This is a genomic window from Natrinema limicola JCM 13563 (genome assembly GCF_000337475.1).
GTDB classification, from domain to species: domain Archaea; phylum Halobacteriota; class Halobacteria; order Halobacteriales; family Natrialbaceae; genus Natrinema; species Natrinema limicola.
The window spans coordinates 35,538-52,979 of the sequence record NZ_AOIT01000050.1; the positions used below are offsets into that span (position 1 = coordinate 35,538).

18 protein-coding genes are annotated in these 17,442 nt (G+C 65.6%); 6 read left to right on the forward strand and 12 right to left on the reverse strand.

Features of this window, described 5'->3' with window-relative positions; all coding sequences use genetic code 11:
- Positions 1 to 220 precede the first annotated feature (220 nt).
- Positions 221 to 2,323 (forward strand): CARDB domain-containing protein, encoded by a 2,103-nt coding sequence (locus C476_RS12755; protein ID WP_008013607.1) that lies wholly within the window; start codon positions 221 to 223, stop codon positions 2,321 to 2,323.
- Positions 2,324 to 2,361: 38 nt separating this feature from the next.
- On the opposite strand, the gene C476_RS12760 is transcribed toward C476_RS12755, so the two are convergent.
- The 4 genes from C476_RS12760 to C476_RS12775 all read right to left on the reverse strand — a co-directional run bounded on the left by C476_RS12760 (position 2,362) and on the right by C476_RS12775 (position 5,050).
- A complete protein-coding gene (locus C476_RS12760) occupies positions 2,362 to 2,901 on the reverse strand; it encodes a heme NO-binding domain-containing protein (protein ID WP_008013609.1) in 540 nt (179 codons plus the stop codon).
- A gap of 101 nt (positions 2,902 to 3,002) precedes the next feature.
- Complete coding sequence (locus C476_RS12765; protein WP_008013611.1) at positions 3,003 to 3,860, reverse strand: ribose-phosphate diphosphokinase; 858 nt, start codon at positions 3,858 to 3,860, stop codon at positions 3,003 to 3,005.
- Positions 3,857 to 4,057: a hypothetical protein gene (locus C476_RS12770; RefSeq protein ID WP_008013613.1), complete on the reverse strand. Its 201-nt coding sequence runs from the start codon at positions 4,055 to 4,057 to the stop codon at positions 3,857 to 3,859. The genes C476_RS12765 and C476_RS12770 overlap by 4 nt, the downstream gene beginning before the upstream one ends.
- 117 nt (positions 4,058 to 4,174) lie before the next feature.
- A complete protein-coding gene (locus tag C476_RS12775; RefSeq protein WP_008013615.1) occupies positions 4,175 to 5,050 on the reverse strand; it encodes an HVO_0234 family beta-propeller protein in 876 nt (291 codons plus the stop codon).
- A 179-nt stretch (positions 5,051 to 5,229) separates the two neighbouring features.
- Here C476_RS12775 and glmM point away from each other — a divergent pair, with 179 nt between their 5' ends.
- A complete protein-coding gene (gene glmM / locus C476_RS12780; RefSeq protein ID WP_008013616.1) occupies positions 5,230 to 6,606 on the forward strand; it encodes a phosphoglucosamine mutase in 1,377 nt (458 codons plus the stop codon).
- Positions 6,607 to 6,646: 40 nt separating this feature from the next.
- Here glmM and C476_RS12785 read toward each other — a convergent pair whose 3' ends face one another.
- The 6 genes from C476_RS12785 to serA all read right to left on the reverse strand — a co-directional run bounded on the left by C476_RS12785 (position 6,647) and on the right by serA (position 12,333).
- Positions 6,647 to 8,146, reverse strand: a complete 1,500-nt coding sequence (locus C476_RS12785) for a glycosyl hydrolase family 28-related protein (protein WP_008013621.1) — start codon at positions 8,144 to 8,146, stop codon at positions 6,647 to 6,649.
- Positions 8,147 to 8,148: 2 nt separating this feature from the next.
- On the reverse strand, positions 8,149 to 8,286 hold the full coding sequence (locus C476_RS18735; RefSeq protein WP_160162900.1) for a hypothetical protein: 138 nt from the start codon (positions 8,284 to 8,286) through the stop codon (positions 8,149 to 8,151).
- Positions 8,287 to 8,338: 52 nt separating this feature from the next.
- Positions 8,339 to 9,001, reverse strand: coding sequence for a DsbA family protein (locus C476_RS12790; protein WP_008013622.1), 663 nt, complete (start codon positions 8,999 to 9,001; stop codon positions 8,339 to 8,341).
- A gap of 102 nt (positions 9,002 to 9,103) precedes the next feature.
- Entirely contained in the window at positions 9,104 to 10,282 is a 1,179-nt protein-coding gene (locus C476_RS12795; protein ID WP_008013623.1) for a DUF7118 family protein, read from the reverse strand.
- Positions 10,283 to 10,285: 3 nt separating this feature from the next.
- Positions 10,286 to 10,654: a phosphoribosyl-AMP cyclohydrolase gene (gene hisI, locus C476_RS12800; RefSeq protein WP_008013624.1), complete on the reverse strand. Its 369-nt coding sequence runs from the start codon at positions 10,652 to 10,654 to the stop codon at positions 10,286 to 10,288.
- 92 nt (positions 10,655 to 10,746) lie between these two features.
- Positions 10,747 to 12,333: a phosphoglycerate dehydrogenase gene (serA, locus tag C476_RS12805; protein WP_008013625.1), complete on the reverse strand. Its 1,587-nt coding sequence runs from the start codon at positions 12,331 to 12,333 to the stop codon at positions 10,747 to 10,749.
- 129 nt (positions 12,334 to 12,462) lie between these two features.
- On the opposite strand from serA, the gene C476_RS12810 reads away from it, so the two are divergent.
- From C476_RS12810 to C476_RS12820, 3 genes are all read left to right on the forward strand, one after another.
- Positions 12,463 to 12,918 carry a universal stress protein gene (locus tag C476_RS12810; protein WP_008013626.1) on the forward strand — a complete coding sequence of 152 codons (456 nt, stop codon included), beginning with the start codon at positions 12,463 to 12,465 and terminating at the stop codon, positions 12,916 to 12,918.
- Positions 12,919 to 12,959: 41 nt separating this feature from the next.
- A complete protein-coding gene (gene serB / locus C476_RS12815) occupies positions 12,960 to 13,625 on the forward strand; it encodes a phosphoserine phosphatase SerB (RefSeq protein ID WP_275039680.1) in 666 nt (221 codons plus the stop codon).
- 197 nt (positions 13,626 to 13,822) lie between these two features.
- On the forward strand, positions 13,823 to 14,218 hold the full coding sequence (locus C476_RS12820) for a hypothetical protein (RefSeq protein WP_049911841.1): 396 nt from the start codon (positions 13,823 to 13,825) through the stop codon (positions 14,216 to 14,218).
- Between the two features lie 96 nt (positions 14,219 to 14,314).
- On the opposite strand, the gene metX is transcribed toward C476_RS12820, so the two are convergent.
- Positions 14,315 to 15,523, reverse strand: a complete 1,209-nt coding sequence (metX, locus tag C476_RS12825; protein WP_008013630.1) for a homoserine O-acetyltransferase MetX — start codon at positions 15,521 to 15,523, stop codon at positions 14,315 to 14,317.
- A complete protein-coding gene (locus C476_RS12830; RefSeq protein ID WP_008013633.1) occupies positions 15,520 to 16,923 on the reverse strand; it encodes an O-acetylhomoserine aminocarboxypropyltransferase/cysteine synthase family protein in 1,404 nt (467 codons plus the stop codon). The genes metX and C476_RS12830 overlap by 4 nt, the downstream gene beginning before the upstream one ends.
- A 158-nt stretch (positions 16,924 to 17,081) precedes the next feature.
- Here C476_RS12830 and C476_RS12835 point away from each other — a divergent pair, with 158 nt between their 5' ends.
- Complete coding sequence (locus tag C476_RS12835; RefSeq protein WP_008013635.1) at positions 17,082 to 17,420, forward strand: DsrE family protein; 339 nt, start codon at positions 17,082 to 17,084, stop codon at positions 17,418 to 17,420.
- Positions 17,421 to 17,442: the final 22 nt, after the last annotated feature.

Consider the following 17,442-nt stretch of genomic DNA (forward strand, 5'->3'; position numbering starts at 1 on the left):
GGTTTTTTGGTCCAGATTTTTGCGTGAGTGGTCGCGAGCGCCGCGAGCGACCCGAACGGAAAAAGGTGGATGCCGAGATCGCGCTCGAGGCGCTGGCGGCTGCGGAAGCGTCTGAGTAGCGGCTCACAGCGATTCGGTTTGATTTACACCGTTTCGTAGCGCAATCCTGATAGACACGTTGCCGTAACTGTCTTGCGCACTGACTGACCAGCAGTGGGTAGTGAGTTCTCGAGTCCCCGCCCTCGCGTTCGTCGTCGTGCTCGTCTGTAGTCTGCCGGCCGGCGTCGGTGCCCTCGAGCCGGCACAGGCGGCTGCACCCACTGACTCTGCTGTCGCTGATTCCGGCGGGGAACTGGCTGCGAGTTCCAGCGAGACACTGGTATCGGTCGGAACGAACGTTGGTTCGGCGACCACATCCAGCGCCGACGTGTTCGACCGCACGACCGTTCTCAGACATCGCCCCGACGACCCCGACGTGTTCGAGACGGAGACGACGTTTCACGTCCCCGGTGCTGTCACCGAGTTCGAGATCGAACTCCAACAGGGTGCGACCGTCGAATCGGTGACGGGGCTCGAGCGGACGGGCGAGCGGACCTACGCGTGGACCGGCACGACTGACGAACCAGCGATCCGCTATACGATGCCGGCCGATCGGCGAGGCGGGAGCGACGGGACACGCACGTCGGAGACGGGATACACGTTCGTCGATACAGGCGACTGGGGGATCGTCGCGGTGCCATCGCTCAACGTTTCCCTTCGACGGACCGACCCGGTTGGCATCGAGGAGACGGTGACCGTCGACGGGCCGGGTGCGACCGGCGGCGACATCGCCGTCTTCGGTCCGGTGACGACCTACGAGCGAACGACCGACGGCGGGACGATCCGGCTGGTCGTCCCCAACGTGGCACGGCTCGAGGAGTCGCCGGACGCGATCCTGACGGCGCTGGCGGACGCACGCGACCGACTCGAGGTCGGAATGCGACGCGACGAGGTGGTCGTGATCGCAGCGCCAACCGGGGCCGACTGGGGGCCACGCGGGATTCAGTACGGCCGCGCCGACGCGTGGGTCGTCGCCGACGCCGAGCTCGACGAGCCGAACCCGGCCTGGCTTCACGAGTACGTCCACGTCCGGCAGCGCTTCTCGAATGCGGCGACCGACACCACGCCGAAGACGGCGTGGCTCATCGAAGCCCAGGCCGACTACTACGCAGGCCTGCTCGCCTTCGAGTACGGTAGCACTGACTTCGACGACTTCAGCGTCCTCCTCGAGCGCGGCGAGCGATCGCCATACGCCGACGGAGTGCTGGTCGATCGCTCGACGTGGGCGGATCCGAAGACGGACTACGCAAAGGGAGCACTCGTCTACGGCGAGCTCGATCGCCGACTGCGGCTCGCGACCGACGGCGACCGGACGCTCGAGGATGTCTTCCGCGCGTTGAACACCCAGGAGGGCCGAATCACCGAGGCCGACTTCCTGCAAACGCTTGCGGAGTACGGCGGGGCCGACGTTCGGGCCGCTGCCGAACGATACACGCGAACCACGGCGACGCCCGAGATGTGGACCCGGAGCCAGCACGCGGCGGCCTTCGACCAGCCGGTCGCGGATTTCGAGTCCGAGTTAGAAATGGACTCACTCGAGGTGGCGGGCCGGGAGTGGCCACGGTGGAACGCCTCGGGGTCGACGGGAACCACCGGTGAATCTGGTGGTGTGATCGCAGTCCCGGCCGGCGAACCGGTGTCGCTGCCGGTCACGGTCGAGAACGTCGGCAGCCGAGACGGGACGTACGACGCGACGCTGCAGGTTGATGGCCGGCCGGTCGACATCCGCCGGGGTCGACTCACAGCCGGCGAGACGGCACAGCACCACCTCTCGTGGACGCCCGCCGAGCCTGGCGCGTATACGCTTCGCGTCGGCTCCGACCGGCTGACCGCCGTCGTTCGCTCGGAAGCGAGCGTGACCGTCACCGACCTACACGTTTCGCCCGAGCGCGTCGATCCCGGCGAGCCGGTGACGGTGACTGCGACGGTCGAGGCTGCCGACGAGCGCCCGGCAGCGGCCGCCCTCGAGTTCCGGACCGTCGAGGGTGTCGTTGCCGAGCGACCAGTGGCGCTTCGGGTCGGCGACTCGACGACGATCGAGGCGGATCTTCGGTTCGACGAGGTGGGCCGATATCAGATCGCTGTCGGTGACCGAACCGCTACCGCGCCCGTTGGCAGCGGCCCGGCAGCAGCGATCGAGACGGTGCCCGGGTTCGGGATTCCGGCGGCGCTCGTCGCGGTCGCGATGCTCTTCATCGTCGCAGTGCGATCGCGCCAGTACTGACGGGAAGCAATCGGTGGCTCCGAGTCCGTGTCTCGGCGCTACTCGAGGTCAACCCGGAACCGACATGCGTCGGCTCCGTAGTCGACACAGGCTGTTTCGGTGACGGTCGTGTCGCCGTCGAACGCGGCGACGACCCCTTCGAGAATCCCGTGGGCCATGCCACAGTAGGTGGTATCGCGGTGAGTCTCGTACGTGACGACCCCGTGATCGGACTCGAGACAAGCGGAAATCGCAGGCAGCGACGTGTCGTCCGTGGCGGTTTCGATATCGCTGTAGACATCGTCGAGTTCGGCGAGTAGCTCCGTCGCCGTCCAGTCGCGGCTGACGTGGGCGCTAAACGTCGAGAGGAGTTCAGGCGCGAGTGTGCGGCCGACGTCGCGTTCGATCGCACGCCTGTCCTGGGTGGCCATCCCCGACAGCGTCTCGAGGATGGCGTCGATCTCGGCGTCGTCGTAGTAGCTGACGGGAAGGTACAGCGTCGGCTCGAGGCCGGCCCGGTCGACGATCGTGTCCCAGGTCTCGTCGTCGGTTCGGTCGACGACGTACTCCTTGAGGGTCTTGTGGACGAGTCCGTGCATTGATCTGTTCTTCCAGCTGTCGTCGCAGTTCACACAGGCGCATCGAATTGTGTGAAACGTTAACGTCTAAGCCAGGTGCGGGCGAGTACTTAACCGTTTGCTTACAGGTACGACGCGAGCGCCGGTGCGACCGAGACGGTGCTGACGCCGCGCTCGATGGTGTCGGTGCCGTAGATCGCTTCGACGCCGGCCCGCGAGAGCTTCGTGACGGCGTTGCGAGCCAGCAGCGGGTGGACGCAGGTGATAAAGACGCGGCCGACCGATCGCTCCCGGAGGACGCCGACGGCTTCGCTCATCGTCGAGCCCGTCGCGATGATGTCGTCGACGACGACGACGTCGCGGTCGGCTACGTCGACGTCGCTTGGCGTGATCTCGACTTCGGTGCCGGAGTGGCGAACCTTCTCGAAGTAGTCGGTCTCGCCCGTGCCGTAGGCGTCGCAGACCGTTTCGGCGAGGTCGATCGCGCCTGCGTCGGGCGAGAGGAACACTGGATCCGCGAGGTCGTCGGGCAGTGGCTCGGCCAGTCGGCCCGCAGCGTCGACGGCCGTCGCCGTCGGCTCGAAGAACTCACAAACCGCCTCCTCGTGGGGATCGACGGTCAGCACGCGGTCTGCGCCGGTTGAAATCGCCCGCGCCATCGCACGCGCGGAGATGGGATGACCCGGTTCGAACGCCTTGTCCTGGCGGCCATAGCCCATGTACGGCAGAACGGTGACGACCTCCTCGACGCCAGCCTCGCGGACGGCATCCTGCAACTGAAGTACCTCGAGGTGGGCGTCGCTCGAGACGGTCGAGGCGACGATGATTGCCCGATCGGGCTCTGCGTCGGCGACGCCGGGGGCGGCCGCGAGCAGTTCGCCGTCGGGGAACCGATCGTACTCGACGGCGGCGAGCGGTTCCTCGAGTTCGCGAGCGAGTGCTGCGGCGAGTGCCTGAGACGTGGATCCACTGACGATCATAGTCGGTGGCACACTCCGGGGGCTAAACCAGCTTTCGTTCTGTGTTGCGGTCGCCCCTCGAGCACGTCGGCTTCGTCGGTCGGTACGAGTCCGTCGGTTCCATCCGTTTTATCGCCGCTGCCCGTACAGCCGGCGACAGCACCGGTACAGACGGTACCGGTCGCAGCCAGCAGCCGTCGTCGTGAGCGATCGCTCATTTATTGACCGCCGTCTTTCAGTATCGTTAACTCTTGTATACTCCGTCTCCGTGCGATCTGGAATGCAACGCTCGCGTGTCGGTCTCCGGTACCGCTGCGAGAACCAACGGGGTGGGTCTACTGCCGCTCCGGTCGCACGGCGAGCCCCGACACGTCCCTGACGCCCAGCGCTCGCGTTCGCCACTCCCCATCGCTCCACGCGAGGAACGTCCCCTCGTCCGTGACGGCGTAGGTCGTCTCGCCGTAGCCGACGCCGACGATCTGCTCGCTCGAGCCGTCGATCGCGTGCCACTCGTCGGCGACGAACTCGTAGACGCCGTCTGTGGCGACCGCGTGGGCGCGGACGAGCTCGCCCCGCTCCGAGCGCGGATCCGCGGCGACGGTCTCGAACGGCCCCTCCAGGACGGTCATCCAGCCGTTGCCGAGTTTGTAGAGCCCGTCCGCGGTGGCCGCGAGTGGCACACCGGCAGCCGAGACGTCACGCACGTCCGACAACCCAGCGTGTTCGAGCCCGTCGTCGCTGACTCGATACACGCCGTCGGCCGTGCCCACGAGATCGCCGTCGATCGCTCGCACCGCTGTCTCGAGGCCGTCCGAAAGCGTCGTCCACTCGTCGGCCCCGGCTGTGCGACGCGCGACGCGACCGTCCGGCCCGGCTGCGAGCACGTCGTCGCCATCGAAGCCGACGGCGACCGCCGGGCCGAAGCCGGTCTCGACGAACGACTCGTCGTCGGCCACGACCGGCGTGTCACCCTCACGGTCGGACGTGGATTCCGCCTCGAGTCCGAGTATGCGAACGTCGTCGTCCGTCGCGACGGCGATGGCGTCGGGGCTGGCTGCGACGTCTCGAGCACCACAGCGTTCACAGAGGCCGAATTCGCCAACTGTGTCACCGGCGACCCGGACGCGAACGACGCCCATCGCGCTTGCGACGTAGGCCGTGATCGCCCCTTGCCGATCGCCGTAGACGCGTTTTTCCTCGATCGATTGCATACAGGAACGTGACAGGGATGGCCCGAAAACGTTCCGCCCTCATATGGACGACTATCAGTTCGCGCCGACACGCCCCAATCCGCCATGTGGGTGCGCCGGGATCCAGTGACAGCAGCCCGGCTCAGTCTTCGGATCGAGTTGCGGAATCCCTTTGGGGAGTCCGCCCGGACTAACGCGTGATGCAAGTCTTCGGATCGAGTGGGACGCGGGGCGTCGCCAACGAAGAGCTGACGCCCGCGTTCGTCCTACGCGTCGCGAAAGCGGCGGGGACGACCTGGGGTGACGGCCACGGTGGGGACCGAGTCGCGATCGCTCGCGACACGCGCTATACGGGGCGTATGCTGGCCGATGCGGCCGCCAGCGGGCTCGCGAGTACGGGTGCCGACGTCGACCGTCTCGGGGTCGTCCCCACGCCGGGGGCACAGGCCTACGCCGAACGCGAAGGGGTGCCGGTCGTGGTCATCACGGCCTCACACAACCCGCCCCAGTACAACGGCGTCAAACTCGTCGGCCCCGACGGCGTCGAACTCTCGGTGGCCGCGCTCGAGGAGATCGAGGAAACCCTGCTCGCCGAATCGTTTTCCGTCGCCTCGTGGGACGAGACGGGGCGCGTTCGCGAGATCGATGGCGTCGGCCGGGCCTATGTCGATGAACTGCTCGCGGCGACCGACCGAGAGACGATCGCCGACGCCGACCTCACCGTTGCACTCGATCCGGGCCACGGTGCGGGTTCATTGACGAGTCCCGAATTCTTCCGAAAACTGGGCTGTCGCGTCGTCACCGTCAACAGCCAGCCCGACGGCCACTTCCCCGGTCGCGATCCCGAACCCGTCCCCGACAACCTCTCCGATCTGGGCCGTCTCGTTCGTGCGACCGACGCCGACGTTGGCATCGCCCACGACGGCGATGCCGACCGCGCCATCTTCTTCGACGAAGCCGGCGAGTACGTCGAGGGCGACGCGACGCTGGCCGCACTCGCAGCTGCCGAACTCGAGGTCGGCGACACGGCCGTCTCGGCGGTCAACGTCTCCCAGCGACTCGTCGACGTGGTCGACGACGTCGGGGCCGACCTCGAGCTCACCCCGATCGGCTCGACGAACATCATCACTCGCATTCAGGAACTCACGGCAAACGACAGCCACGTGCCGATCGCCGGCGAGGGCAACGGTGGAATCTTCTTCCCCGACTATCGGCTCTCGCGGGATGGTGCCTACACAGCCGCGCGATTCCTCGAGTTAGTTGCCGAGAAGCCGGTCAGCGAGCTCGTCGCGCCCTACGACGGCTACGTCAACGTCCGGCACAACGTCGAATACGAGTCGACGGCCGAACGCGACGCGATGCTCGATGCGGCGGCCAACCAGGCCAACGCCGCCGACGCCGAGCTCAACACCCGCGACGGCTACCGACTGGATTACGGCGACGCGTGGGTGCTCGCGCGTCCCTCCGGCACCGAACCGCTCGTCCGGATCTATGCCGAAGCCCGCGATGGAAACCGCGCCGAAGCCCTCGCCAGCGACATGTACGAGGCGCTGGCTGCTGCGAAAGCCGACGCGTAACGCCGGGCTCCGTTGCTCGTCCCTTCGAGTTCGACGCCAATCACGACGAGGCCCACTCCCGAAGTTCGCCGTCGACGACGACTTCGTCCCCAACGTCGTCGAACGTCACACCGCCGTAGGCGACACGACTGTCAGGGCCGACGTAGATGCCTGCAGTACCACAGTCGGCCGCTCGAGCGGTCGTGAGCGTCGCGTCGACGTTTGCTCTGAATCGGAACGATTGATGATCCGCGCCCGTCGCAGTTACGCTACTCAATTTCAGGTCGGCCATGTCGTCGAAGATGATCGCGTTCGTAAACGGGCCGTCGACGGTGACGTTCGATATCGCAGCGCCGTCGAAGCCGGCCGCGTACAGCCCCGAGCCGCCGGCGATGTCGCTGTCGGTGGTTCTGATCGTGACGTTATTGATCGTCAACCCCTGACGGCCGTCTTCGATTTCTCCCAGCGTGATCCCCCGTGCGTTCTCGAGACACGAGACCCGGTCGATCGTCAGATCCACGATCTGCTCGTCCGGATCGGCTCTGATCGCCGTATACTCACAGCCGGTGATCTGGCCGTCCGTGATGGTGATCCCCTCGTTCGTCCCGCGGTGAAGGTGGACGCCGTAGTCGGGGTCGTTTGCCGGGTCGATCTCGAAGTTCGTGAGGGTACAGTCTCTGGTCGGCGTCCCGTCGTCCGCGACGAGCGCGTCGGCGCTGCCGTCCCAGACGCTGTTCCAGCTCGTATCCGGCTGTTGACTGTCGAACTGCACCGGCGCATCTGACTCACCCTTGCCGCCGCGGGTTGCCCAGTAGCCGTCGACGACGACGTTTTTCGACGAGACGACGTCGATGTGGTGGTAGTGGATGCGGTCGCCGTAGATCCGCTCCAACCGAACGTTTTCCGCGTGGGCGGGCATGATCCCGGTCGACTCCGGCGAATCGATCCGGACGTTGCAGACCCCCCAGTTCGATGCCCCGTCGTAGCCCGGCTCGTCGTAGCCCATATTCGAGAGCAGCGCCCGTCCGTTCTCACCGTCGGGACGGATTCCGACGAGAACGGTCGAACGGCCAGCACCGAGGACGATCGTGTCGTCACCGATCAGTGGCGTCCGCTCGAGCAGATAGCGCCCCGGCGGGAAGTACACGATCCCGCCGCCGGCGTCAGCGACATCCTCGAGGAGGTCGTGGACCGCCTGGCCGACTTCGGTCGTCCCGTCGCCTTCGATGCCGTGGGCCTCGACGTTCCACACGGGGGTCTTTTCGGTGCGAGCGTGAGTGAGCTGGACTGCCTCGAAGTGGCTCGTTCCCGGAACTGGCTGCTCGGCACTTCCGCGACCGCTGAAGTACACCCAGTCGTCGCTCGCGACGTCCCAGCGCCAGGTAATTCCTTGATCGGTCGCGTGATACAGTTCGTCGTCGTACTCGCCGGTTGCCGGTCGCTCGCTGATCGGCCCGCGGACGATCGCGTGCTCGTCGATCGCCTCGACTGCGTCGGTGTGGTCCCACTGTTCGCCCTGCTCGTACGTCCCCAGTCCGAGACGCGGTGTGTGATCGACCATGTTTACTCACTCCCGTATGCGTCTCCGTACGCTGTTCCGTACCCGGATTCGACGGCCGCGCTGTTCGTACAGCCTGCAACCGTGAGAACCCCCGACGTTGCGATGAGGACGTCCCGTCGTCCCGGTCCTGAATCGTCCATGATCTCTGACTCGTCTTCCGCCGTATAAACTACCTGTTCGGCGGCCGACTGTTCACTCGAGTTGCGCGTCGATCGCGGCGCTGACGGTGTCCCACTCGTAGCTTTCGATGAATTCACCGTCGACGAAGACGGCCGGCGTTCCGGGGACGCCGCGGTCGTCGCCTGTCTGTTTGTCCGCCTCGACGACCTCGCGGTATGCCTCCTCTTTGGCTGCTGTGGCGACCGTACAGCCGTCGACGCCGTTGTCGTCGGCGACCTCGCGGATGAACTGGTAGCCGTCCTCGCCGAGCCGGGCTTGCTCCTCGTAGATCCCCTTGGCAAAGGAAAAGAACGTCTCGGCGTCGGTTCGATCCTGTACTGCGCGGGCGGCCGAGGCAGCACGCCACGACCAGTTTTCATCGACAGGGATCGGACAGTCGAAGTAGCGATAGCGAATCTCACCGGGCTCGATGTAGGTCGATTCGATCTGTGGATAGACGTCAGTGGTGAACGTTGCACAGTGTCCACAGGCGAAGTCCTCGAAGACGTCGACGGTGACGGGGGCGTCTTCCGGACCCAGTGCGGGGCGGGGCAGCGAATTGACCGTTTCGACTTCTGTCCCGTCACAGTCGCTGGGAAACGAGCCGTTGCTGGAGCCACCGAGACAGCCGGCCGTGGTAGACAGCGTGATTGTTCCACCAAGTGCAATAAGGGTTGACCGCCGCGTCGTTCGCATAGTCGTGCGAACGGCGCAGTGACATATATACGATGCCGTTTGCGAACGAGAGCGGCTCCCACGACGGGCATCTCTCCCGCCAACCGCGACCGCCGGCCGCCTTCAGACCGGATCGTCGACGGCGAGCGCGTCCTCGAGTCGCTCCCGTTCGGCCCGCAACGCCTCGAGTTCGTCGTCGACGCGGCCGTCGGCCAGCCGCTCTCGTTCGGCGGGCGTGAGCCGGTCGACGGCCTGGGCTGCGGTCTGTAAGCGGTCGTAGTCGGGATCGGTCGCGAGCAACCGCACCTCGCGTAAAGCTGCGACGACGTCCTCGCCGGCGATTCGCGCGACGAACGGCTGATACTCCCGCGTCCGGGCTCGCAGGGCACCTGCAGGCTCGGGCGGCCAGTCGATCGTCAGCGCCTCGGCGTCGATCCCCTCGAGATACGTCTGCTGAGTCGCGACTGACCGCTTGAGTTCGTCCGCGCTGTCGACGTAATGGGAGAGCTTCGACCGTGAGTAGTCGGCGTACTCGAGCAACTCGGGAATCGTATATTCGCCGGCTTGATTCTCGCGGACGTACGCCGCCAGATCGTCGGGCGGGCGCTCGTAGGTCACGAACGGATACCACCGGCTCCGTTCGAGCAGGGCGAACACCTCGCGGGCGCTCGTCTCGAGGCGATACGCCTGAACGGCCTCGCGGATCGCCTCGTTGTAGTCTTCGATCGGCTCGCGGAGTCGCTCGACCGGGGCGTCGAGATCCGCATCCGCGAGTTCGAGCAGCCGCTTGCGTGCGTCGATCTCGTCGTCGATCGTCCGCAGTCGTTTGCTCGCGGCTTTGCGGGCTTCCGCCAGCGCTTCGCGAGCGGCCTCGCGTTCGTCGAGCATGGCCGCGTATTTTGCTGCCGGCTCGAGGGCGTCGTGAGCCCGCTCGAAATCGGCTTCGCTCAGCCGGCGTTTGTCGATCGCCTCGAGGGCGTCCTCGAAGGACTCGTATTCGGGGAGGTCCTCGTCGAGTCCGGTGACCAGCCCGTCGAACTTGCCCTCGAGTTCGATATATGCTTGAAAATTCTCCTTGCCGGTCCCGGTCGCGCGGTCGACGTAGTCCTCTAACAGGTCGGTCGCGGTTCGGTAGGCGGTTGCGACCGCCTCGACGGTGTCCGCGTCGTGATCGTCGATCTGCGCGTCGATCGTCTCGAGGCGGTCGCGGGCGGCCTCGAGTGCCTCGTGCGGTGTCGGATCGTCGTCGCTACTGCCGGCGGCGTCGGAGCGGGCGTCGGCGGGCGGGACGCGCTCGCTCATCGGTTACTCGTAGACGGCGTCAGGGTCGAACACTCGTTCGCCGACGTTCTCTCCCTCGATCGTCCGGTAGAAACACGACCGGTGGCCGGTGTGACACGCGCCGCCTTCCTGGTCGACAAGATAGAGCAGGGTGTCGGCGTCACAGTCGACGCGAATCTCCTGAACGTCTTGTGTGTGGCCGCTCGTCGCGCCTTTCTCCCAGAGCTCGTCGCGGCTTCGCGAGTAGTAGTGCGCGCGGCCAGTCTCGCGCGTTCGCTCGAGGGCCTCCGGCGAGACGTAGGCAAGCATCAGTACCTCGCCGGTGTCGGCGTCCTGTGCCACGGCGGGGACGAGGCCGTCCTCACCGAAGTCGACTGCAACGTCGTCGTCCATACTCGAGACGTTGGTCGTCCGAGCGATAGGTCTTTTGCCACTGGTCGTTCGATCGACTCGCCGAAAAACAGCGCGTTCGCCGCGTGTAGTGGTTAGTTCTGGCCGTTCAGCGTGATGTCGCTGACGCCGATGACGCGCTCGTCGTCCTCGAGTTCCGCTTTCGCTGCGTCGGGGACCTCGCTGTCGACGTTGTAGACGGTCAGTGCTTCGCCGCCGATGGTCTCACGGGCGTTGAACATACCGGCGATGTTGACGTCGTGGTCGCCCATCACGGAACCGATGAGGCCGATGACGCCGGGTTCGTCGGTGTTGCGCGTGATGACCATCCGGCCGTGGGGGATGGCGTCGACGCGGTAGCCGTCGATGCGGACGATCCGCGGGTCGTCACCCGCAAAGAGGGTGCCGTCGACGGAGACCTCGTCGTCGTCGTTGCTGACAGTTACGGAGATCAGGCTCTGGAAGTCCTCGGCCTGGCGGGTCTTGGACTCGGTGACGTCGACGCCCCGGTCCTCGGCGATCTGGGGTGCGTTGACTGCGTTGACCTGCCACTCGAGGGGTTCGAAGACGCCCTTGAGTGCGCTTGCGGTGACGAATTCGACGTCTTCGTCGGCGATTTCGCCCTCGTAGACGACTTCGACGTCCTCGATGCGGCCCTCGAGCAGTTGTGCGGCGACCTTGCCGGCGGTTTCGGCGAGGTCGATGTAGGGCTCGACGCGGGGGAACGCGCTCTCGTCGATCGAGGGGGCGTTCAGGGCGTTGGCGACCGGTTCGCCGGCGAGCGCGGCGTTGACCTGCTCGGCGGTTGAGGTCGCAACGTTCTCCTGAGCCGCTTCCGTCGATGCGCCGAGGTGGGGCGTGACGATGACGTCGTCGTGTTCGAGCAGCGGTGAGTCTTCGGAGAGTGGCTCCTCGGCGAAGACGTCCAGCGCCGCGCCGGCAAGCGTGCCGTCCTCGACCTTGGCAGCGAGTGCGTCCTCCTGGATGATGCCGCCACGGCCGACGTTGACGATGTAGCCGTCCTCGAGGAGGTCGAGTTCGTCTTCACCGATCATGCCCTCCGTTTCGGGGGTCAGCGGCGTGTGGATGGTGAGGAAGTCGGCGCGCTCGAGACACGGCTCGAAGTCGACGAGTTCGGCACCGAGGCGGTCGGCGCGCTCCTCGGAGATGTAGGGGTCGAACGCGACGAGGTCCATCCCAAGCGAGTCGAGTTTCTTGGCGACTTCCTGGCCGACGCGGCCGAGGCCGATGATGCCGAGCGTCTTGCCGTTGAGTTCGGCACCGAGGTAGTCGCTTTTCGCCCAGTCGCCGTCTTTCAGGCGGATGTGTGCCTGCGGGATCGAGCGGGCGGCCGCGAACGTCATCGCGACGGTGTGCTCGGCGGCTGCGCGCACGTTGCCCTCGGGGGCGTTAGCGACGATGACACCTTCGTCAGTGGCGGCGTCGATGTCGATGTTGTCGACACCGATACCCGCTCGGCCGACGATAACCAGTTCCTCGGCGGCCGCGAGGACCTCGTCGGTGACTTCGGTCCCGGAGCGAACGATGAGCCCGTGTGCGTCCGAGACTGCCTCGAGGAGGTCGTCTCCCTCGAGTTCGTAGCCCGTTTCGACCTCGTGGCCGGCGTCTCTGAGTACGTCCAGACCCGCATCCGCGATCGGATCCGTGACGAGAACCTTCATGTGCGGGCAAACCGTGCGGAGCACGTAAACCCTTCCGTTGTCGCGCCCGGTGGCAAAATTTGTCTCCATTCTCTCGAATGTTGTGAGGGACCACCTACCATTATCGGGATGACGCACGTACGGTCGGATATGTACGAGCGCATCCTGTTGCCGACCGACGCGGCGGAGGGGACCGAATTCGCCATCGACCACGCCGTCGCCGTCGCCGACCACGCCGGGGCCGACCTTCACCTTCTCTATGTTGTCGACAGCGACGTCTACAGTTCCTACAGCGGCGACGAATACGTCCACGAGTTCGAAGGGTTAGAGGCCGCCCTCGAGCAGGTCGGTGAAGAGGCGCTCGAGTCGGCCGCCGAGGCAGCCGCGGAGGCAGGGGTCGAGACGACGACGGTCGTCAGACACGGCGATCCCCACGAGCAGATCCTCGCATACGCCGACGAGGCGGATGTCGACCTGCTCGTCATGGGCTCGAAAGAACGGTCCGGCGAGTACCGCCAGCTGCTGGGCAGCGTCACCGACCGCGTCGCGCGGCTGGCCTCGCGGCCGGTGACGATCGTCAAGACGCCGGTCGACGGCGAGGAGTAGTCGGTCACGATCGCGAGTCGAAACCTGAACTGGTTTATCCGGTGACCCACAAGCGGCGAGCAATGACAGTCGTCGCTTTCGACTTCGATGGAACGCTTTCCGACTCCGAAATGACCGTCCTACTCGGTGACCGCTGTGGCGTCGCCGACGACATGGAATCGATCACCGAGCGCGCGATGAACGACGAGATCGGCTATGCGGAGAGTCTGCGCTCGCGTGCGTCCCTGCTCGAGGGCCTCCCCAAAGCAGAGGCCGAAGCGGCCTTCGACGAGGTCGTCCTCCGCGAGGGAGCCGCCGACCTCATCGAAGAACTGAACGACGCCGGCGTCACGACCGCCATTCTCACCGGCGGATTCGAGCGCGGTGTTGCGGCCGCCCTCGAGCGTGAAGGCGTCTCCGTCGACCACATCGTCTCGAACCGGCTACCGATGAACGGCGACGAACTCACTGGCGACGTCGAGGGGCCGCTGATCGAGGGCACCAAAGACGACGCGCTCGAGGCCCTCGCCGACGACGTCGGCGTCGACCTCGACGAGACCGTGGCGGTCGGCGATGGCGCGAACGACCTGCCGATGCTCAAGGTTGCCGGGCTGGCGATCGGCTTCGAACCCAAACCGGCGGTCGAACCCCACTGTGACGTCGTCGTCACGTCGATGGACGAGGCCCGCGAGACGCTGATCGAGGAGACCGTCCTCGCCGAGCCCTGAGCGCTCGAAAATAACACGTAGTTAGGCCACGTAATCGCCTGTTGCGGTCCCGAGACGACGAGTCGATGTGGTTCCCGTCGTCGCTTCCCGTTTTACTCGCCGTTTCTGTCGTTTTGTCAGTGATCGCTGACTCTCAGTGCTAACTGCCGGTTTCCCGACCGAGAGAGTTTTAACTCACAACTGAGTAAGCAACTATGATGATGTGGCAAGACCTCGTATTCATGATTGGGAGCAGCCTTTCGATCGTTTTCCTCGCACCGACGCTGCGTGACTCGAGTGCGCGTGTCCCCCTCGGCACGAGCCTGCCGTCGATGGGCATCGGGCTCGTGTACGCGACGACGTTTTTCACGCTCGGGATGAGCTTTTCGGCCGTTGGTGCGCTTGCGGCCGGGACGATGTGGTCGTTGATCGCGCTGTTCCGCTCGCCACAGGGCGTCTCGATGAAACTCGTCGCGCGTGAAAACCTCGCCCTGTTCGTCGCCGATCTGCAATACTGGCTCGACCGTCGCCGCTCCGGTCAGTCGACCACCGAACAGTACGTCCCGTTCGATCACGGGTCCTCGAACGCCTATGGACAGAGCAACGGCCGCTAACTCTCTTTTTCCGATCGTACTGACCTGCCGTCGCTTGATTACCCGTCGGCCAACAGTAGAGCTGCCGGCCCCAGCACCGCGGGCCTCGAGACCCGATTACCTCGAAAACAGACTCGTGTGAACCGGTGCGAACTCCCCGGTTTCGTCGGGTTGTTCCGGGGCCGTGTCGGTAATCGAGCTGCCGCCAAGGCCGTCGGCGAGCAGGTCCGACAGCGGCGGCCCGACGGTTTCGGGTTCGACGAGGAAGGCGTCGTGGCCGTGGTCGGACTCGATCACATGGTGGGCGACGTCGACGTCGGCCTCGCGTGCCGACTCGGCCAGTGACTCGGCCTGTTCGACGGTGAAATGCCAGTCGCCGGTAAACGACTCGATGAGGAGTTCACCCTCGAAGGCCGCCAGCGCGTCGGCGTCGGACTCATAGCCCGCCGAGAGATCGAAGTCGTCCATCGCGCGCGTCATGTAGAGGTAGCTGTTGGCGTCGAACCGATCGGTGAACTTGTCGGCCTGATAGTCCAGATAGGACTCGACCTCCCGATAGGGGAAGAAGGCGGCCGCGGGATCCGGCGGCTCCTCGCGGACGGTTTCGCGACCTGCGGAGCGGCGGCCGAACTTTCGACCCATCGAGGCCTTCGAGAGGTACATGATGTGCCCGATCTGGCGGGCGCGTGCCAGTCCGTCTTCGGGTTCGGGGCCGCCGTAGTAGTGACCACCGTTCCAGTTGGGATCGCTAGTGATCGCTCGTCGAGCGACGGTATCGAGCGCGAGACACTGTGGGTCGAGCTTGGCAGCGGTGGCGACCGCACCGGCCCGTTCGACGTCGTCGGGATACCGCCGCAGCCAGTCGAGGACGTTCATGCCGCCGACGCTGCCGCCGATGACGGCATGCAGCCGGCCGATTCCCAGTTCGTCAAGCAGCCGCCGTTGGGCACGTGTCCAGTCACCGATCGTGACCGGTGGGAAGTCGGTACCGTAGGGTTCGCCCGTCTTCGGGTTCTCGCTTGCGGGGCCAGTCGTCCCGTAACACGAGCCGGGCGTGTTCGCACAGATCACGTAGTACTCGCTGGTGTCGACCGCCTTCCCGGGCCCGACGACATCGCCCCACCAGGCGCGGGCCTGCCCGGCCGTCTCGTCACCGGCGTCCGGACGGCGGGCGACGTGGGCGCTGCCGGTCAGCGCGTGACAGATCAACACCGCGTTGTCGCCGGTAAACTCGCCGTAGGTCTCGTAGGCCACCTCGAGACGCGGGATCGACTCGCCCGAGAGGAACTCGAACTCGCCGAGGTCGACTGTGTCCTTCGTCGTCATCGTGTCTCACCGTCCGATCGACAGACCTGTGTCGCGGCTTCGATGGCTTGCTCGAGGTCGGCCAGGATATCTTTGGGGTCCTCGATGCCGACCGACAGTCGGATCAGGTCTTCGGTGACGCCGGCCTCTGCTCGCTCCTCCGGCGAGAGCTGGCCGTGGGTCGTGCTTGCGGGGTGGATCACCAGCGTCTTCGCGTCGCCGATGTTCGCGAGGAAGGAAGCCAGTTCGACCTCCTCGCAGAAGGTTTTGCCCGCTTCGAAGCCACCGCGAGACGACGTCTCGCGAGCAGACGGGTCCGTTTCGGACCCGTCGACCCCTTCGAGCCCGAAGGCAACCATCCCGCCGAAGTCCTCGAGATACTGCGAAGCGTTGTCGTGGGTCGGATGGGACTCGAGGCCGGGATGGGTGACCCAGGCGACATCGTCGTGATCATCGAGGTACTCCGCGACGATCGCGGCGTTTTCGCAGTGTTTCTCGACGCGCAGCGGCATCGATTCCAGTCCCTGGAGCGTCTGCCAGGCGTCGAACGGTGATTGCTGGTTGCCGAGACTGCGCAGCGACCGGAAGCGAGCGGCGGCGGCGAAGGGCGCGTCGGCGAAGTCCCGCGAGAAGTCGACGTCGTGGTAGGCGTGGTTCTGCCCTGCGATTTCGTCGTAGCCGTGTTCGCCCCAGGGAAACGAGCCGCCGTCGATCAGGACACCGCCGACGGTCGTTCCCGAACCGTGGAGCCACTTGGTCGTCGATTCCCAGACGACGTCGGCCCCGTGCTCGAGCGGTCGACACAGTGCTGGCGTCGCAAAGGTGTTGTCGACGACCAGTGGCACGCCGTTGTCGTGGGCGATCGCGGCGACGCGCTCGAAGTCGGGCGTCACGAGCGAGGGATTGCCGATCGTCTCGACGTGGACGAATGCGGTGTCCTCGTCGATGGCCTCCTCGTAGGCGTCGTACTCGAGGGTGGGGACGAATTTCGGCTCGATGTTCCGTCGCGTGGCCGTCTTCGAGAAGTAGGTAGATGTCCCGCCGTAGGTGTCGGTCGAGCAGACGATGTTGTCGCCCGCCTCGGCGAGGATCAACACGGCAGAATCGAGTGCGGCCATGCCGCTGTCGGTCGCAACCGCGCCCGCACCGCCCTCGAGCGCGGCGAGGCGCTCCTCGAGAACCGTGACCGTCGGGTTGGCGATCCGAGAGTAGATGTAGCCATCGTCCTCTAAGGCGTAGCGGTCGGCGGCAGTGTCGGCGTCCTCGAAGACGTAGGAGGTAGTCTGATAGATCGGTGGTGCTCTCGCTCCGGTCGTCGGATCGGGAGATTGGCCGGCGTGGACGCTGCGCGTGCCGAGCCCACGCCCGCCACGCTCGGCGTCGGAGTCGGCCCCGTGCCCGTCGCTCGCGTCGTCGCTCATGTTTAGTATGCATACTGCTCCATCCTCATATGCGTCGCAGTAACGGCAAAAACAGCAGACTAGAGAATGACTCTCATTCATCGTCGGCCATCGCTGCTCCGGGAGCCGTTTCGCCTGCAGGCTCAACACCTATTGCAAGACAAGCCGGCTGTCAACGTATGCAGACAGTGTTTCACCTCATCGCTGCCGATCCACAGCAGCAACGGACGGCGCTTACCATCGCCGAGAATCTCACAGACGACAACGCCGTCGAGATCGAGGATATCGCGATCGTCGCCCAGGCCGACGGGATCGAGCCGCTGACGGCCGGCGGAGATGGCAGTGACATGGTCGAATCGCTGCTCGAGAAAGGGATCGCCGTCAAAGCCTGCAGTAACACCCTCGAGCTACAGGACCTCGCGGAATCGGAACTCGTCGATGGTGTCGAAACCGTCCCCTCCGGCGGCGGTGAACTCACACGACTCCAGAGCGAAGGCTATGCCTACATTCGGCCGTAGCGCCGTTTACACTGTGGCTTCA

Bases quoted from the DNA above. Each gene is read 5' to 3' on its own strand.
- C476_RS12810 (WP_008013626.1), top strand. From the start codon at position 12,463: ATGTACGAGCGCATCCTGTTGCCGACCGACGCGGCGGAGGGGACCGAA.
- C476_RS12770 (WP_008013613.1), bottom strand. From the start codon at position 4,057: ATGAGCGATCGCTCACGACGACGGCTGCTGGCTGCGACCGGTACCGTC.
- C476_RS12835 (WP_008013635.1), top strand. From the start codon at position 17,082: ATGCAGACAGTGTTTCACCTCATCGCTGCCGATCCACAGCAGCAACGG.
- C476_RS12820 (WP_049911841.1), top strand. From the start codon at position 13,823: ATGATGTGGCAAGACCTCGTATTCATGATTGGGAGCAGCCTTTCGATC.
- metX (WP_008013630.1), bottom strand. From the start codon at position 15,523: ATGACGACGAAGGACACAGTCGACCTCGGCGAGTTCGAGTTCCTCTCG.
- C476_RS12760 (WP_008013609.1), bottom strand. From the start codon at position 2,901: ATGCACGGACTCGTCCACAAGACCCTCAAGGAGTACGTCGTCGACCGA.
- glmM (WP_008013616.1), top strand. From the start codon at position 5,230: ATGCAAGTCTTCGGATCGAGTGGGACGCGGGGCGTCGCCAACGAAGAG.
- C476_RS12765 (WP_008013611.1), bottom strand. From the start codon at position 3,860: ATGATCGTCAGTGGATCCACGTCTCAGGCACTCGCCGCAGCACTCGCT.
- C476_RS18735 (WP_160162900.1), bottom strand. From the start codon at position 8,286: ATGGACGATTCAGGACCGGGACGACGGGACGTCCTCATCGCAACGTCG.
- C476_RS12795 (WP_008013623.1), bottom strand. From the start codon at position 10,282: ATGAGCGAGCGCGTCCCGCCCGCCGACGCCCGCTCCGACGCCGCCGGC.
- serA (WP_008013625.1), bottom strand. From the start codon at position 12,333: ATGAAGGTTCTCGTCACGGATCCGATCGCGGATGCGGGTCTGGACGTA.
- C476_RS12785 (WP_008013621.1), bottom strand. From the start codon at position 8,146: ATGGTCGATCACACACCGCGTCTCGGACTGGGGACGTACGAGCAGGGC.
- C476_RS12775 (WP_008013615.1), bottom strand. From the start codon at position 5,050: ATGCAATCGATCGAGGAAAAACGCGTCTACGGCGATCGGCAAGGGGCG.
- C476_RS12790 (WP_008013622.1), bottom strand. From the start codon at position 9,001: ATGCGAACGACGCGGCGGTCAACCCTTATTGCACTTGGTGGAACAATC.
- hisI (WP_008013624.1), bottom strand. From the start codon at position 10,654: ATGGACGACGACGTTGCAGTCGACTTCGGTGAGGACGGCCTCGTCCCC.
- C476_RS12830 (WP_008013633.1), bottom strand. From the start codon at position 16,923: ATGAGCGACGACGCGAGCGACGGGCACGGGGCCGACTCCGACGCCGAG.